20 protein-coding genes are annotated in these 15931 nt (G+C 37.3%); 5 read left to right on the forward strand and 15 right to left on the reverse strand.

Going from position 1 to position 15931, the window contains the following annotated elements; all coding sequences use genetic code 11:
• Positions 1 to 9 precede the first annotated feature (9 nt).
• The 5 genes from CDOMF_RS09430 (at position 10) to CDOMF_RS09450 (ending at position 3617) form a co-directional block, all read left to right on the forward strand.
• The gene (locus tag CDOMF_RS09430) at positions 10 to 486 is read left to right on the forward strand and encodes a redoxin family protein (protein ID WP_260951745.1); all 477 of its coding nucleotides are present in this window, start codon (positions 10 to 12) and stop codon (positions 484 to 486) included.
• A 69-nt stretch (positions 487 to 555) separates the two neighbouring features.
• Positions 556 to 1893, forward strand: a complete 1338-nt coding sequence (locus tag CDOMF_RS09435) for an MBOAT family O-acyltransferase (RefSeq protein ID WP_260951746.1) — start codon at positions 556 to 558, stop codon at positions 1891 to 1893.
• Entirely contained in the window at positions 1893 to 2879 is a 987-nt protein-coding gene (locus CDOMF_RS09440; protein WP_260951747.1) for a DUF459 domain-containing protein, read from the forward strand. Before CDOMF_RS09435 ends, CDOMF_RS09440 begins: the two co-directional genes overlap by 1 nt.
• A gap of 17 nt (positions 2880 to 2896) precedes the next feature.
• Positions 2897 to 3019, forward strand: a complete 123-nt coding sequence (locus CDOMF_RS09445) for a hypothetical protein (protein WP_260951748.1) — start codon at positions 2897 to 2899, stop codon at positions 3017 to 3019.
• A gap of 214 nt (positions 3020 to 3233) precedes the next feature.
• Complete coding sequence (locus CDOMF_RS09450) at positions 3234 to 3617, forward strand: hypothetical protein (protein WP_260951749.1); 384 nt, start codon at positions 3234 to 3236, stop codon at positions 3615 to 3617.
• A gap of 27 nt (positions 3618 to 3644) precedes the next feature.
• On the opposite strand, the gene CDOMF_RS09455 is transcribed toward CDOMF_RS09450, so the two are convergent.
• The 15 genes from CDOMF_RS09455 to CDOMF_RS09525 form a co-directional block, all read right to left on the reverse strand.
• The gene (locus CDOMF_RS09455) at positions 3645 to 4292 is read right to left on the reverse strand and encodes an NAD(P)H-dependent oxidoreductase (RefSeq protein ID WP_170019718.1); all 648 of its coding nucleotides are present in this window, start codon (positions 4290 to 4292) and stop codon (positions 3645 to 3647) included.
• 38 nt (positions 4293 to 4330) lie between these two features.
• Positions 4331 to 4573 carry a hypothetical protein gene (locus CDOMF_RS09460; RefSeq protein ID WP_260951750.1) on the reverse strand — a complete coding sequence of 81 codons (243 nt, stop codon included), beginning with the start codon at positions 4571 to 4573 and terminating at the stop codon, positions 4331 to 4333.
• Positions 4558 to 4833 carry a hypothetical protein gene (locus CDOMF_RS09465; protein WP_170019721.1) on the reverse strand — a complete coding sequence of 92 codons (276 nt, stop codon included), beginning with the start codon at positions 4831 to 4833 and terminating at the stop codon, positions 4558 to 4560. Before CDOMF_RS09465 ends, CDOMF_RS09460 begins: the two co-directional genes overlap by 16 nt.
• Positions 4833 to 5132 (reverse strand): DUF883 family protein, encoded by a 300-nt coding sequence (locus tag CDOMF_RS09470; RefSeq protein ID WP_260951751.1) that lies wholly within the window; start codon positions 5130 to 5132, stop codon positions 4833 to 4835. The genes CDOMF_RS09465 and CDOMF_RS09470 overlap by 1 nt, the downstream gene beginning before the upstream one ends.
• Positions 5133 to 5347: 215 nt before the next feature.
• Positions 5348 to 6370 carry a selenide, water dikinase SelD gene (gene selD / locus CDOMF_RS09475; RefSeq protein ID WP_260951752.1) on the reverse strand — a complete coding sequence of 341 codons (1023 nt, stop codon included), beginning with the start codon at positions 6368 to 6370 and terminating at the stop codon, positions 5348 to 5350.
• Complete coding sequence (gene yedF, locus CDOMF_RS09480) at positions 6370 to 6966, reverse strand: sulfurtransferase-like selenium metabolism protein YedF (RefSeq protein ID WP_260951753.1); 597 nt, start codon at positions 6964 to 6966, stop codon at positions 6370 to 6372. Before yedF ends, selD begins: the two co-directional genes overlap by 1 nt.
• Positions 6967 to 7134: 168 nt before the next feature.
• Positions 7135 to 7323 carry a sodium-dependent tyrosine transporter gene (locus CDOMF_RS09485; RefSeq protein WP_169941203.1) on the reverse strand — a complete coding sequence of 63 codons (189 nt, stop codon included), beginning with the start codon at positions 7321 to 7323 and terminating at the stop codon, positions 7135 to 7137.
• Positions 7324 to 7350: 27 nt separating this feature from the next.
• Positions 7351 to 8076, reverse strand: coding sequence for a winged helix-turn-helix domain-containing protein (locus tag CDOMF_RS09490; protein WP_260951754.1), 726 nt, complete (start codon positions 8074 to 8076; stop codon positions 7351 to 7353).
• On the reverse strand, positions 8073 to 8855 hold the full coding sequence (gene fdhD, locus CDOMF_RS09495) for a formate dehydrogenase accessory sulfurtransferase FdhD (protein ID WP_172198203.1): 783 nt from the start codon (positions 8853 to 8855) through the stop codon (positions 8073 to 8075). Before fdhD ends, CDOMF_RS09490 begins: the two co-directional genes overlap by 4 nt.
• A gap of 212 nt (positions 8856 to 9067) precedes the next feature.
• Positions 9068 to 9973, reverse strand: coding sequence for a formate dehydrogenase subunit gamma (locus CDOMF_RS09500; protein ID WP_260951755.1), 906 nt, complete (start codon positions 9971 to 9973; stop codon positions 9068 to 9070).
• Complete coding sequence (gene fdh3B / locus CDOMF_RS09505) at positions 9970 to 10590, reverse strand: formate dehydrogenase FDH3 subunit beta (protein ID WP_170019733.1); 621 nt, start codon at positions 10588 to 10590, stop codon at positions 9970 to 9972. Before fdh3B ends, CDOMF_RS09500 begins: the two co-directional genes overlap by 4 nt.
• Before the next feature lies 1 nt (position 10591).
• A complete protein-coding gene (locus CDOMF_RS09510) occupies positions 10592 to 13420 on the reverse strand; it encodes a formate dehydrogenase subunit alpha (protein ID WP_260951756.1) in 2829 nt (942 codons plus the stop codon).
• Positions 13421 to 13447: 27 nt separating this feature from the next.
• Positions 13448 to 13627: a twin-arginine translocation signal domain-containing protein gene (locus CDOMF_RS09515; protein WP_170019737.1), complete on the reverse strand. Its 180-nt coding sequence runs from the start codon at positions 13625 to 13627 to the stop codon at positions 13448 to 13450.
• Positions 13627 to 14355 (reverse strand): TorD/DmsD family molecular chaperone, encoded by a 729-nt coding sequence (locus CDOMF_RS09520; RefSeq protein WP_260951757.1) that lies wholly within the window; start codon positions 14353 to 14355, stop codon positions 13627 to 13629. The genes CDOMF_RS09515 and CDOMF_RS09520 overlap by 1 nt, the downstream gene beginning before the upstream one ends.
• A gap of 301 nt (positions 14356 to 14656) precedes the next feature.
• Positions 14657 to 15922 (reverse strand): DUF2920 family protein, encoded by a 1266-nt coding sequence (locus tag CDOMF_RS09525; RefSeq protein ID WP_260951758.1) that lies wholly within the window; start codon positions 15920 to 15922, stop codon positions 14657 to 14659.
• Positions 15923 to 15931 lie beyond the last annotated feature (9 nt).

Here is a 15931-nt window from a genome sequence, read left to right on the forward strand (position 1 = left end):
GGATAAAGCATGATCGTAAAAGATATAAACGGAAACGAAATTGATTTTTTAGAACTGATTAAAAACAAAAACTGCGTTGTTATCGCTTACCCAAAAATGGGCGAGAGCGGGAAATTTCTACCTGAAGAGCTAAAACAAACTAAAGGCTTAACGGGTTGCACAAACCAATGCAAAGCTTACCAAGCAAATCTTAGCGAAGTAGCTAAATTTGGCTTTGAGGTTATCACGGTTGGGGCTTTAAGTATAGAAAAAACTAAAGAGTTTAAAGAGGCTTTAGGGGTAAATTTCAGCTTTTTTAGCGATCAGGATTTCGAGCTTGAAAAGGCGCTAAATTTAAAAACCTTTAGCACTGGTGACGGCAAGAAATTTTATCACCGCCAAACTCTCATCATAAAAGACGGCAAAATCATAAAAAGATTTAATAAAATAAGCGAACCAGAAAACGATGTAAAAAATGTCATAGAAGTAATAAAAAGTCAAATATAGACAAAATCTAAATATTAAAGATTTCAAAACCAAATTTTTTATATAATCCAAATAAAATTTAGGCGAGTTATGAATCTTTTTTCTATCGAATTTGCGGTATCTTTTTTTATTTTTTGGTTGTTTTATTATTTTTTCAACTCAAATATAAAAGCTCAAAAATGGCTAATCCTTAGCTTTTCATATCTATTCTTAGGACTGCTTGGACTTAAATTCCTAATTATAAATATAATTTTTAGCCTGATTGTGTATAAATTTGCGAAAAAAATACACGACACAAATTCATCTTTTGATCTATTCTTAGGCATTGCTTTTGTGGTTTTAACTCTTGCATTTTTTAAATATAACGGCTTTTTCGAACTAAAGTTTGGAGTAATAAAATTTGAAAACATAGCTCTGCCTATTGGAGTGTCGTTTTACTCTTTTATGAGTATAATCTTGCTTGTAGATAGCTATAATCAAGAGATAGATGAGCCGAATTTGCTCGATACTCTTTTGTTCTTGAGCTTTTTTGCAGTTATTATCTCAGGACCGATTTTAAAACCAAAGCCATTTTTTGAAAAGCTAAACTCTAAAAAAGAATTTGGTAAAGAGAGTAAGATATTCGCCTTGCTTACACTAGCAATCATTAAAAAACTACTAATCGCAAACCATCTTTTTGATATTATAAATCCGGCCTTCCAAGCACCACATTCACTCGCAACATCAGAGCTTATAGCCACTCTATTTGGTTATTCAATAATGCTTTATTGCGATTTTAGCGGGTACGTGGATTTTGTTTTGGCTTTGGGATTGATGTGTGGATTTAATCTACCGCCAAATTTCAATCGCCCTTTTGCAGCCTTAAATTTAAAAGAATTTTGGCAAAACTGGCATATAACTTTGATGAATTTTTTCAAAAACTACATTTACATACCTCTTGGAGGTAGTCGAGGCGGAGCTTTATTAACTCAAATAAATGTATTAATAGTATTTTTTATATCAGGCATCTGGCATGGAGCCGGGATAAATTTCATCATCTGGGGACTAATGCATGGATTCGGAGTTATATTTTTAAACCTCACAAAAGAAATCGATCTATTGAAATTTGATTTTTTAAAGAGATTTTTTACTTTTATTTTCGTTAGTTTTATATGGATATTTTTTGTAACAGATTTTACCGGAATGCTAAGATTTTTAAAGGCTATGAGAACAAATTTTAATGAAGATTATTTACAAATCTTGGCTGTTTTTGCAGTAGCTTTTCTATTTACTTTTATATACGCAAATATAAATTTTAGATCTTTAATTTTTAATTTTTTTAATAAAATAAATCTATTTTTTAGTATGATATTTTTAACTGTATTCGGATTAATCGTATATTTTTTAATGCCTAGCGGTATGCCAAATTTCATCTATCAAGGATTTTAATGAGAGCTTTTGCGGTAATATTTGGAGCGCTTCTTATAGTATTTTTAATCCTGCTAAACCCTTTCTCTATATATTTTGAAGCAAAATATCAAAAAGATTTTATTTTGAGTGATACAAAACTTGACGAATTTAGTATCCTTGCTATAAATTTTATAAACAAAGAGCTTGAGCGTCTAAATTTTTTAAAAGACAAACCATCTTCTTTACCTCAAACAATAGAGCCTAATTTGGATACAAATATAACAGAGCAAAAGCCTATAATAGTGAAAAAAATAGATCAAAATTTAACCAAAGAACCTAAAGATATAAATAAAACAAAAATAGTAGAGAAAATTGAGGTAGTACCACAAAAAAACATAACTCAGCCTAAAAAGGTAAGCTTGGAATCAAATTCGACAGTTATTTTGGTCGGTGATTCAATTATGAAGGGTTTTGGATGGGGTTTTGAAAATCTCTTAAAAAACAAACAGGTTAAAGTAAAAAACTTAGGCAAATCAAGCACAGGACTACTTAACAAGAAATTTTATGATTGGCAAAATGAACTTGATAAAATTTTAGAGGAAAATAGCGATAAAAACGCCATTTTGATGGCAGCTTTTGGGGCAAATGACACTTATAGCTCTACTTTTGGCAATAAAGTAGCAAAATTTGGCACAGATGATTGGAAAAACGGATATAAAAACAGGGTAGAGGAGATATATCAGGTAGCCAAAAAACACGATATAGATATGGTTTGGATTGGACTACCTTGTATGGAAAATAAAAAATATAGCGATAAAATGCGAGATTTAAATAAAATTTTTAAAAGCATGGCAGACGAAAAAGGCGTGCAGTTCATATCTTTAACAGACGCACTATGTAAAAATGGGAAATTTGTAAAAACTGATGATAATAAAAAATCACTCAGAGAAGATGATGGTGTACACCTAAGCATGCACGGTTCAATCCAAGCGGCAAAATTTGTAATAATTGAGATTTTAAAATAAATGCCAAAGAGGATAATATGACAGAAGAATATTTTAAAAAGTGGGCTTTAGGCTTTAGCGGATGTGATGGCGGAGATATAGGGTCGCCTGAGAATCCAAGCGCGTGGCTATGCGGCATAGAGTGGGGAGAAGGGCTTTAATGAAGATGAGTTAGAAAATATTTTTAAAAACAATGACGAAAGCATACCTAAAGGCTATAAAAACAACGAAGAAAATTTAGCCTATCAATTTAATCAAAAAGCTCTCAAACTTTTAGCGTCTTTAAACGGATATGCCGACATTTTAAAGTTTAACGAGGAAGTAAAACCGTTTGTTATCAATTCAAAAGGTTATTTTAAGCTAAATTTATATCCTTTGGCTTTTAAAAATACCGACTTTGCTCTCTGGAATAAGCAACTTAGCATCGCTACAGGCTTTAAAACTAAGAACGAGTATATACAATGGATACAAGAAAACCGCTTTAAAGAGATGAGAAAAAGGGTAAAAATTTACAAACCAAAATTAATAATATGTGTAGGAATAAGCTATAAAGATGACTTTATAAAAGCGTTTGGCGATGATAATGTAGATATTAAACAAAGCGAAGCCGGAGGAAAGAAATTTTACTACTTTAAAAACAAAGATGGAACTTTGGTTGTAATAACGTATTTTCTTGGCAACAGATTTGGCCTAAGCAGTGATTTAATGCTTAAGGAAACAGGCAAAGAGATAGCCAGACTACTAAAGTTTACTTTATAATAGATTCAGGGTTAATAGCCCCTGAATTTACTCTATCCACTTTACGACATCACTCATATCACGGCGATATTTTGGAGGTTGTTCATTTAGTCTATAGCCAAACGGCACGATGATAGCTACGCGGTGCTTAAGCGGGTCAATGCCTAAAATTTTACCTACCTCTTCGCGCTCAAAGCCCTCCATAGGGCAACTATCCACCCCAATACTTGCCGCCGCATTCATCATATTTAAAGCCGCAAAAAGACACTGTTCGTGCGCCCACTGAAAGATAATCTCATCATTATCTTGAAGCTTTTGCGCTAATTTGGTTTTATAAAACTCCTCTTTAGCTGCGCGCTCTTCAGGCGATTTAAAAGGAAATCTATCTATCATCTTATCTATATACTCGCTACCGCTTTTTAGCTCAGAGATCTTTGCAAGGACAACTACAAGATGAGAACAAGTAGTGATTTGAGCTTGCCCCCAAGATTTTTCTTTTATCTTCTCGCGCATAACAGGGTTTTGGACAACTATAAAATCCCATTGCTCAAGCCCAAGAGAGCTAGGACTTAATCTTCCAGCCTCTAAAATAAACTGGAAATCAGAACTTTTTATCTTCTTTTTTTCGTCAAAAATCTTGCAAGCATGACGAAAATTTATAATTTCCAAATAGTTTTTAGAATCCAAATGCTCCATAAAATCTCCTTTATTTTATGGCTCTTATTTTATCAATTCTATCCTTTAAAAAGCTTGACTAAAGCAGGCATAATCAAATTTCTATCTATAAAATTTATCAAAGCATCGGCAATCATGCCTTGATTTATAAATTTAAGCTCATGAGAAATGTCAAAGCCGGGATCGTTTAACAGCATCCTAAGCTTTGCTTCTTCGAGTCTTAAGCGCTTTTTGTTTTTATCCCTTCCCTCAAGCATAGCTACGACTACGCCAAGCTTTTCTCTTGTCATCTTGCTTTCCATGAAGCTACCTTATATATGATAAATGCGGCTATAAAAGCGACAAAAGAGGTCGATAAATACGCTGCAACCTCACCTATCATAGAAACTAAAAGTATATTTAACCCGACAAGGAAAAATATAAATCCTATGATGGCTAATACAGTCGCCGTAACGGTAAGCAAAAAGCCGCTGGCACTCTTAAAAAAAGAGTGCCTGATATCATCAGCCTGAGCCTCGACAAGCTCTACAACAGAGACTATAAACTCAGATATATTTGCCATTATTTTTTGAGCAACCAAGCTAGCACGAAGCCAACTCCGGCAGCTATGGCAACGCTTTTTATAGGATCTTCTTTGATAGTGTCATTTACGCTATCGATGCTATCTTTGCCTTTTGCTTTTAGCTCGTCGATGTATTTTTTGATCTCTTCAACATCTATTTGGTCTAAAATTTTATCTTTGCCTGCCTCAACTTTGGAAACTCCGATATCTTTAATTGATTTTACAATATCTTTAAAATCTGATTTCAGCGCATCGATATCGTTTTTTAAATCCTCTAGGTTAATCTCTTTTGTAGCCATTTCTGCTCCTTATAAAATAAATTAGGCCCTGTTTTCATAAAAAATCCACTTTACTATATATTTTATAACAGGTATTAAATATAGATGAAATTTAAACAAATGGCTAAATAATGACTGTGTCAGATTAGAAAGATTAATTTTCTATCCATAAAGCACTATACACTATTATCAAAACCTCATCAATATTTCAATATTTATCAATTTTTAGATTTATCCTAAATTAAATTTATCTTATTTGTGTTATTTTTAGTAACACAACCTACTATAGAACTCATCTCATATCCTGCCTCTTTTAGTCGTTTAAGAGCTAAATTTGCCTGCTTTTCATCAACTGCAAGCAAAAGTCCGCCGGAAGTTTGAGCATCGTAAAGCAGTATATCAGCCTCTTTGCCGATTACGAATTTACTTGCAAATTCTCGGTTTTTATAACTTCCGGCAGGCAAAAGTCCTATACTTGCCATCTCTTTTGCACTCTTTAAGATAGGCACTTTGTCGGCAAAAATTTCAAAGCCTATATCATCTCTTAACATCTCGCTTAAATGCCCCAAAAAGCCAAATCCCGTTATGTCAGTAGCCGCAGAAACGCAGATTTCACTCATGGCACCAACGGCGTAAAAATTTAGCTGAGCCATATAGCTGGCAGCCTCTTTTATCTGCTTTAACTCCAGCATATCAGCCTTGATCGCAGTGCTTAGTGCACCCATTCCAAGAGGTTTTGTTAAGATTAGCACGTCGCCCGCGCGGGCTGTATTATTCGCCCAAAATTTGCTTGGATGCACACTTCCTGCTACGCTAAGTCCGTAATACATCTCCTTAGTCGCGATACTGTGTCCGCCTACAAGCGCACCGCCACACTCGCGTACTTTGCTTAGTCCGCCTTGCAAGATTTCTCTTAAAACCTCTGGTTCAAAGTGACAGCTGTCAAAGCCAACTATATTTAATGCATTTATAACTTTTGCACCCATCGCAAAGACATCGCTAAGAGAGTTTGCCGCGGCTATTTGACCGTAAAGATATGGATCATCGACAACCGGCGTGATGAAGTCAAGCGTCTGCACGAGCGCAATCTCATCGCTTAGCTTAAATACGCTCGCGTCTTCATTTGTATCCACGCGCGTAAGCAAATTCGGGTGCGCCAGATCAAGTCCGCCAATGCTTTTGTGTAGACCCGACGGGTCAAGTTTGGCAGCTCAACCCGCAGCGGCTACAAATTTAGTAAGTCTTTTATCGTTATACATCATAGTTTTATCACATCGTATTTGGCAAGCAGACTCACGACCTCATAGGCGTTTGTCATCTCACCGATACTTAATTTATCAACCAGTTTATAAGCCTCCAAGCAGCTTCCGCAACTTAGAATTTTCACACCTGCTTTTTCAAGCTCTTTTAATGGCGCAAAACTCACATGTCCGCGATCGGTAGTCATCTTTACGGCATTATTTACGCAAATAACCGCATAAGGCTTGGTCTCAAGCTGAAGAAGCGCGCCTATAAATTTTGACATGAGTCCAACGCCTACAGGCCCGCTACCTGCGTGCTCTTCGCTGATATAAATAACTTTGCCCGCCTTACTAGGCACATCGCAAACAAACTCATCAAATTTTTCGCTTTTTATCTCAGCTCCGCTCTTAACCGCTTTTATCGTGGTTTCACTGCCGTTTTCAAAGACGCTAAATTTGATATTTTGGCTGGTTAAAAAGCGGCTGATGTTCTCTTTTGGAGCTACGGCATTTACTAAAATTTCTAAAATTTCGCCCTCTTTTAGCTCATTTAACGCGTTTTTAGTATTTATAACGGGCTGTGGGCACTCTAAATTTCTGCAATCTATTCTCATATTTTTCCTTTTTATTGTCTCTTCAAACCAGCTCTAGCCGATAAACCTTGAAGCTTAGAAGAGATTATATCATTTTAAAATTTAAAGAGTTAAAAGTAGATGTGAAATTTGCAGAAGTGAAATTTAAAAGTTGCGGCGCCTAGATCTGCTAAGCGCCTTTTGTGGTTGTTATTTGTTGATGAAGTTTTTCTCAAGCCATTCGATAGCTTTTGCTTCGCTTTCGAATTTTCCGCTCTTTGCGACTTGATTTTGGCCCTCGTAGAAGCGGATCCTAATACCGTCTTGCACGCTGTCAACTTTTACTCTCGTGATCTTATCTTTGTTAAGATAGACTCTGTCGTTTAGTTTGATATACATTTTTTCTCCCTTGTATAAATTTGGTTGTTATTTTTCTTCTTTTTTGATAAACAGCTCTTTAAAACGCTTGTTTGCGTACTCTTCGATATCGGCTTGAAGCTGCTTATAGGCGTTAATAAGCTCATAAGCTCTTTCATTTAGCGTAGTTCCCGCATTATCTCCGCCGCCTTGCTTTGTGTTTACAAGATCTTCTTTCATATTTTTTTGTAAAATTTGCAAGTGATTCCAGCATTTTTTATAATTCATTCCTAAAATTTCAGCCGCTTTTGAGATCGAGCCCACTTGAGCTATTACTTCAAGAACTTCGGTTTTGCCTTTGCCAAAGATTAATTCGCCCTCTGCGTTTTCTATCCATGTTTTAGTTTTTACTACCATTTTCTTGCCTTTTTTTTCTTTAAAACAGCCTAGTTTGCAGTACTTGACATCTATTTTATAATCTTTTAAAGTTGAGCGAATTTTCTTTAAGCCGACCCCTTGCGCCGCATTTCTTCCATCGGCGCAAAATATCCTTCTTTTCTCATCTAAAAACGGCTCAAGTTTGGATAAAACCTCTACGCTTCCACTATCACAATCAAGCTTTCCAAACTGTCCAAGCTCGCAGTTATCGATCTTAACGCCGATATCCGTAGCTATCTTTCCTACTTCTTCTATGGGTGTGTTTGTCTTGGCTGAAATTTTAAAAGCCGAACCGCAATCAAGTCTGCCGTTTGAATTCAGCAGATCATTTATCAAATTTTCGACCTCTTTGCTCATCCTATAATCCTCTCAAGACCGCTATAAACGTTCATATTTTCGCCCCTTGCAAATCCGCAAAGAGTAAGGTTAAATTTACGCGCTATCAGCACTCCAAGGCTAGTCGGAGCCGTTCGTGAAATAAGTGCCGGCACACCGTGCATCACAGCCTTTGCCACCATTTCAGAGCTTAATCTTCCGCTAACCATCAAAAACGTCTTGCCAAGATCAACTCCTGCTAAACAGGCCTTGCCTACGGCTTTATCGATAGTGTTGTGCTGAGCGATATCCTCTCCGATAAAGAAAGTATTTTCATCCACATAAAGCTTTGCCGTATGCACACAGCCCGTCATCTCATAAAGCTCGCACTGCGTGTAAAACTGCCCCATCTGCTTTAAAATTTCATCTTTTTTAAATTTGACATCGGCTTTTACGACTCTTGCCGCCATCGCCTCCGGATCGATGTTGGCGGTTTGTCCTCTACCGCATCCGCTTATGATGATAGCTTCTTCATCAAAGCGTTCCATACTCTTTTCATTTACTTTTGCGGCTATTTTGACCATAAGTCCGTCATCCTCAAGCCTAACTTCGCTTATATCTTTTGGACTAGCTATTATATTCTCGCTTATAAGATAACCTACGGCAAGTGCTTCTTGATCCACAGGTGTCGCCATCATAGCACCGAAGCGTTTGTCGTTGATCTGAATTTCAAGCTTGATCTCACGAACCAAAATATCATCTTTTAAAATTTGCTCATCACCTTTAAATTTGGTGATTTGCGTGGTATAAATCGGTTGCATCGACTTCCTTTAAATTTTAATAAAACATAGTTATTCTATTAAAATTTACATTTGAATTGTATTAGATTTTAACTTAAATAAAGCATAAAACTTAAACTTATTTTATATCGTAATATTGGGTATCTTGAAGCTATTTATATATGATTTTTTAGCATATTTCTTAAATTTTAAATTTAAAGGGAATTTGAACACAAATTCCCTCTTTATAAAATTTAAATTTGACCCTTGCTTTGAAGCTCTTTATACCAATAGCTATGAAGTATAGCCACCTCTTCTTCCTCTTTATATCCCGTAACCATCGACCAGATCGCTCCGTGAATAGCGATTGCCGCCATGTAGATATGCACAAAGAAGAAAGTAGCGCACACGATGCCAAGTATGTTGTGGATGATAGCTGAAAGTCTAAGAACCTCTATCTGGCTCATGCCAAGCCAGCCTGCAACGTTTGGAGTTGAGAAGTCTAGGAAATACATCGCAGCTCCCGTTGCTATCATCACAAGACCGCCAGGGATAGCTATCCAGTACCACGCCTTTTGTCCTGCGTTAAATTTGCCAGCAGGCACAGGGCGCTTAACCTTTGAAAGATAGCCGCCCACTATCATCATCCATTTGATGTCATAGATCGCAGGAAGCATTCTCTTTGTCCAGTAAATCATCATCGGAGGCACAGAGACCGCAAAGATGATCGTAGCTATGCCGTGTAAATTTTTACAGATCCTAACAAAGGTTCCGCCGCCAAATAGATCGCCCCACATCATGATGATACCGGTTGGAACAAGCACTATCCAAGATACCGCCGCAAGAGCGTGAGATACGCGCTCGATCACTCCGAAGGCATAAATTTTCTTGCCGTCGTGGCTGAAGTGTTTTGGACCTATGATCAAAAAGTGAAGAACAAAGGCGAACACAACAGCAGCAAGTATAGCAACTACGCCAAATGCGAAGTAGTCATTTCCCTGAATAAAGGTAAAAAGCGGACCAAAGCCGTCTTCATAAGGCTTTATGTTTTCAACCCTGCCCGCAGCCCAAACATTACTTTCATATTGATTTGTGCCGTCAGGTAAATTTAGAGCAAAAGCGCTTATAGCAAACGCAAAAAGAGATAATATTTTTCTCATAATCTATCCTTTGTGTAATAGGCTATCTTCCAAGTCGGGCTTTGCTTGATATCTTTTATACCGTAACCTCTAGCGTTTACCCTGTCTTGATAGATTTGTGCAATTATAGCAGATTCCCCCACAAGTAAAGCTTTAGTTGAACACATTGCCGCACATACCGGCACTTTCCCCTCTGAAATTCTGTTTTGACCATACTCTTCAAATTCATGTTCGCTATTTGTAGCCTCAGGACCGCCCGCGCACATGGTGCACTTATCCATAGAGCCCTTAACCCCAAACACGCCGCTTTTTGGAAATTGAGGCGCACCGAAAGGACAAGCATACAAGCAGTATCCGCAGCCTATGCAAATTTCTTTATCGTGAAGGACGATTCCGTCGTTTCTAATATAAAAACAATCAACAGGACAAACCAAAGAGCATGGAGCATCTTCACAATGCATACAAGCAATAGATGTAGAAATTTCCTTGCCTTGAATTCCTTCGTTTAATGTAATAACTCTACGCCTTCTAACACCTATAGGCAGCTCATGAGCCTCGTCACAAGCTACGGCGCATCCGTTACAATCTATACATCTATCATCATCGCAATAAAATTTTAATCTAGTTAAATCGCTCATATTACGCCTTTTCTATGCGGCATAGACCGCCTTTTGTCTCAGGAATTTGAGTTACTATGTCATATCCGTAGTTAGTAACCGTATTCGCACTCTCGCCGGATGCAAAAGGTTTAGTTCCATCAGGGAAATTTCCAGTCAAATCAACACCTTGCATCACTCCCGCAAAGTGAAACGGTAAGAATATCATATCAGGCGCTACGGAGTGAACTATCCTTGTTTTTACTTTGATTCTAGTTCCCTCAGGAGAGTAAATCCAGATCATATCGCCGTTTTTAAGCTGATATTTCGCAGCAAGCTCAGGATGCACATCGGCAAACATCTCAGGAGTTAAGCGCGCTAGATATTTGCTCGCTCTATTTTCCATACCGGCTCCATTTAGATTTACCAAACGTCCGGTAACCAAATTTACAGGGAACTCTTTAGCAAAATCTTTGCTTTGCTGCAAGCTCTCGTATTTTGTAAATACGCGGTAGTGATTTGGTTTATCCTTAAAGCTTGGATACTTCTTGGCAAGATCTGTTCTTGGCGAATGTATTGGCTCGCGGTGTTGAGGAATTTGATCCGCAAATGTCCAAACTATCGCTCTTGCTCTTGCGTTTCCGTAAGGAGCTATGCCCTTTTCCATACATTTTTCGGCTATGATATTGCTATCATCAGTCGCCCAGCTAGCACCCATCTTAGCCTTCTCTTCTTCTGTTAGAGTGATGCCTAAAACTTTTTCGATATTCTCTTTTGTGATTTGAGGATATCCGCCTTTAACCGCAGAACCCACAGGTGCACTGCCCTCGCCTGCTAGCTGATTTACGCCGTTATGCTCTAAACCGAAGCGATTTCTAAAGCCCATACCACCGTCGCTTACAGGCTTATCTATGGCGTATAAATTTGGACTTCCGCAGTGGCTTGTAGTCCAGCAAGGCCATGGCAAACCGTAGTATTCGCCCTCAACAGGGGTGCCTTTTTTACCAAGAAGAGTTTTTTCATCAAATTTATCCCAGTTTTCTTGGTGTTTTTTAAGTCTCTCAGGAGTCCAGCCCGTAAGTCCGATACTCTTTACTATGCTTGAAATTTCTCTAGTAGCGGCTTCTGGCCACTCTATCTTGCCGTTTTCATCTCGGATAGTTCTGGTTAGCTCGTCATAAAATCCTATACGTTTAGCAAGTTCAAATAAAATTTCTTGATCCGGTTTGCTCTCATACATTGGCTCGATAGCTTGAGATCTCCACTGTCCAGAGCGGTTTGTGGCTACAACCGTTCCGCTTGTCTCAAACTGAGTAGCCGAAGGAAGTAAGAATATATTATCCTTTTTATTTGTAACAATACCAGCTTCATTCACGAAAGGATCGGCTAATATAAGAAGCTCAAGATTATCAAGACCCTCTTGAACCTTTGCTTGTTGAGCGGTAGATGTTATACCGTTTCCTATGACAAATAGAGCTTTTAGGCTTGCTCCTGCGTTATCTATAGGATCGTTTCCGTTCTTTCCGTCAAGCGGTCCCGCCCACCATCTAGCAAGAGTAAAGCCCGGCTTAAACATCCATTCAGGTTTAACGAAATTTCCTTGTAACCACTCGTAATCAACCTTCCACATCTTAGCAAAATACTTCCAAGAGCCTTCGTTTTTAGAGTAATATCCAGGTAAACTGTCAGGAGCGTTTGCCATATCGCTTGCGCCTTGAACGTTATCGTGTCCGCGAAGGATGTTACATCCACCGCCGCTTACGCCCATGTTGCCTAGTATTAGCTGAAGGATAGGAGCTATACGAGTATTTGAGCTTCCTATGGTGTGCTGAGTTAGACCCATAGCCCATACAACGGAGCCCGGTTTGTTTTTAACAAAGACTTCGGTTATCTCTTTAAGCGTGCTAGCTTTAACGCCCGTTACGTCCTCAACCACTTCAGGAGTCCATTTTTTAGCCTCTTCGCGGATTAAGTCTATACCGTAAGTTCTATCTTCTATGAATTTTTTATCTTCCCAGCCGTTTTCAAAGATCAAATTCATCATTCCATACATAAAAGGAATATCCGTTCCCGGGCGAATTTGAGCGAAATAATCAGCCTTAGCCGCAGTTCTTGTATATCTTGGATCAACCACGATAAGCTTAGCGCCGTTATTTTCCTTAGCTTTTAAGAAATGTCTAAATCCAACAGGGTGATTAACCGCCGGATTTGCGCCTATTATAAATATAGATTTTGCGTTTTGGATATCTCCAAGGTGGTTTGTCATAGCGCCGTAACCCCAAGTATTCGCCACACCGGCGACTGTTGCACTATGTCAAATTCTAGCTTGATGATCTAAGTTGTTCGTTCCAAACATAGCAGCGAATTTGCTTATATAGTAGCTTTGTTCGTTGCTAACCTTGGCAGAGCCTAGAAACATCACTTGCTCCGGATTTTCCTCTCTATATTTTTTAAGCTGAGCGCCTATTCTGTCAAACGCTTCTGTATAACTTATGCGTTTCCACTTGCCATTTTCTTTAACCATAGGGTATTTTAAGCGACAATGAGAGCGAATCATATCGATCATATCGCTACCCTTACAGCAGTGACCGCCCGCACTTACAGGGTGGTCTTGAGCTACCTCTTGACGAACCCAAACGCCGTTTTCAACCTCTGCGATAACTCCGCACCCCACAGAGCACGCCGTACAAATGCTCTTTACGATACGAGAATTTGGAAATGGATTCTTTTTCTCTTCACTACTAGCCTCTCTTGTAACTCCGCTTGCGGCAAGTCCGCTAGCAGAGCCTATAGCAGTAGCAAGCGACGCCATCTTCAAAAACGATCTACGACCGATTTTGCTTGGCGCAATACCTATATTAGCTTGCGACATCCTAGCCCTTTCTATATCTTATTAAATTTACTTTGCTTGTTGATAGTAAAATTCCCAAGTTTTGCTTCTTGTATAAAGCACCTCACTTTTCTTACTTTTCCCACTTTTTAAATTTGATCCTGCAGAATATGCAGCAGTTGCAGCTACAGCTGCTGCACTTCCGGCAAAACCAAGTTTTTTGAGAAATTCACGTCTTGTTTTTTCCATTATTCCTCTCCCTCAAAATTTTTAGCTGTCATTTTTCTAACTCTATTTTTCTCTCTTCTAATCATCTCCGAACGAGATATATTGTCATAAGATTTCTTACTTGACTCGTCACGAACAGTAGGTTTTGATAACTCATAGCACACTCTTTCAAACTCTATAAAACTTTGAAGAAGCATCGCTACATCTTTATAAATTTTAGCCTCTTCGTGCATAAATAATTTTTCACAAAACTGATCTATATATGGATTTATAGCCACTTTAAACAACTGCTCGGCAAGCTCTTCGTATTCGCTTTCTCCTCTGGTAGATCTATTTACAAATTCGCTCATAAGAGTAAAAACGAATCCTACGCTATCTTCATTCTCTTTAAAATTTTTCTCATTCCTTCTAATGTCCGTATGCGCCAGTATCTTTCTTATCTTGGCGCATATACTTCCTATCTCAAAACCCTCGTCGTAATAGGATAAGCTATTTCTAAGCGGCTTTGGAGGAGCGTGAAATATATTATCGTATTCATCTATTATATTTTGCGGATTTTTTTCATCAAAATTTGAGCTAAGCCTCATTATGGCAGCGGCAGAATTTTCATCAAAGTTAGCAGTAGTCATCAAAGAGAGCATTTTTGAAACGCCATCGAATCTATCCTCTTTAATACTAAAGACAAAAAGTCTTGAAAAAAGCGAATAGTAAAGCGCTCTAGCAGCTGCTATTTCCCTCATACTTGCCATCTTTATTTCCCTTTTAATCTCAAATGTCGAAAGTGTTTATCTAAATTTCGACAATGAAACTATACTACGACTAAGCTTAGCAAATATACTTAAAAAAATATAAGCCCAAAAAGTTAATTTTAGCTTAAATATGCCTTAATTGCATAATTCAAACTCCCTATTTTTATGGCTTTTAGAGCTATTCCTGAAAACAAATTTTTACTATTTTTTATTAGAAACAAATCTCAAAATCAATTTATATTATTATCAAAATAGTATAAATTTTAAAAAACTAGAATTAAGTATGATATTTTTATGAATTTTATTGTTTTGTTTTAGAAATTGCCAAATTTATCTTATCATCCATCTCATAAAATTTATATATCAAATCAACACTTTTATAACTTATGCTTTTTTGGTTCCAAGGCTCTTTTTTTACTTTTTTTAGCTTTTTAATCATTTTTGATAGCTCTTTTTTAATAAGGCTTTTCATAGACATATCCATGCCGTGTTTTAAATTTTTAATAAATTTACCGTCTATTTCACTCTCATCTTTTATCATATTTAAAGTAGCATCGAATCCAAACTCTCGAAGTATTTTATAAAGCTCCGCCTTGTCGCTTGCTGGAGCAATACTAGTATCTTTTACGGAGTGATAACTGACGTAAATTGGCTTTGGATACCCACTTTGTATTTTTAAGTGATCCAAATTTAACAAATAACGTATCTCCTCCCTTGCTTCAGAGAAATAGTTTGGCGAATTTTGATTTAAGGTCCAATAAGTCTTATCAGAGCAAAAGATATTAATATTATTAAAAAATAGTGTAGTTGAAAAGCCATAATATTTTTTATAGTCAACCTCTTTGCCAAATCCTATAAAAGAAAAAGGATTGTTTGCATAACAACTATTATCTATCACTCCGTCAATTAACCATGGGGCAATTTTTGCAGCCATGTGAGCTAAATATCCACCATGTGAGCTACCCAGCATAATAATATTAAGATTATCCGTATTTGCTCCAAAAACTTTAAATGGCGGAGAATTTTTAATAAAAAGCAGTGTGTTTATGAGATCTTGAGCTTGCATAATCCCAAAATTTTGATATTCATTTTTAGTTGGCTGAATAGTTACGGAAAGTTCCATTAAATAATCATCAGGAAGTTCTCCTTTGGCTTTTTTGTCAGATATTGTTTGATTAAGAGCAAGCAAAATGCTTTGTGTCATTTGATAACTCTCTAAAGAGCTTAGATCTCCACTTAAAGGAATACCTATCTCTTGGCATTTGGCAGCTAAATAGTACTGATCAATTCTATCCATACAAAATACAGAACCGACTTGAGGTCTATTTCCGATACAATGATAATTCACAATTACAACAGCTACACCAAATTCCTTTACAGCAAACTCGGCCAGATGCTGTTTGTAAGATGAATCTGCATCGCCACCAAGTCCTGACACTACAAATAGCACAGTTTCTATCTCGCACTCGTTATCATAACTTATACGAAATTCCAAAAGTGAATCTCGCTTGATATTAAGCTCTACATCATCACATGAAGCAATTTCATAGCTCTTATTAACTATCATTTTATCTCT

The sequence above is a fragment of the Campylobacter sp. RM16187 genome (assembly GCF_025319965.1).
Lineage (GTDB): Bacteria > Campylobacterota > Campylobacteria > Campylobacterales > Campylobacteraceae > Campylobacter_A.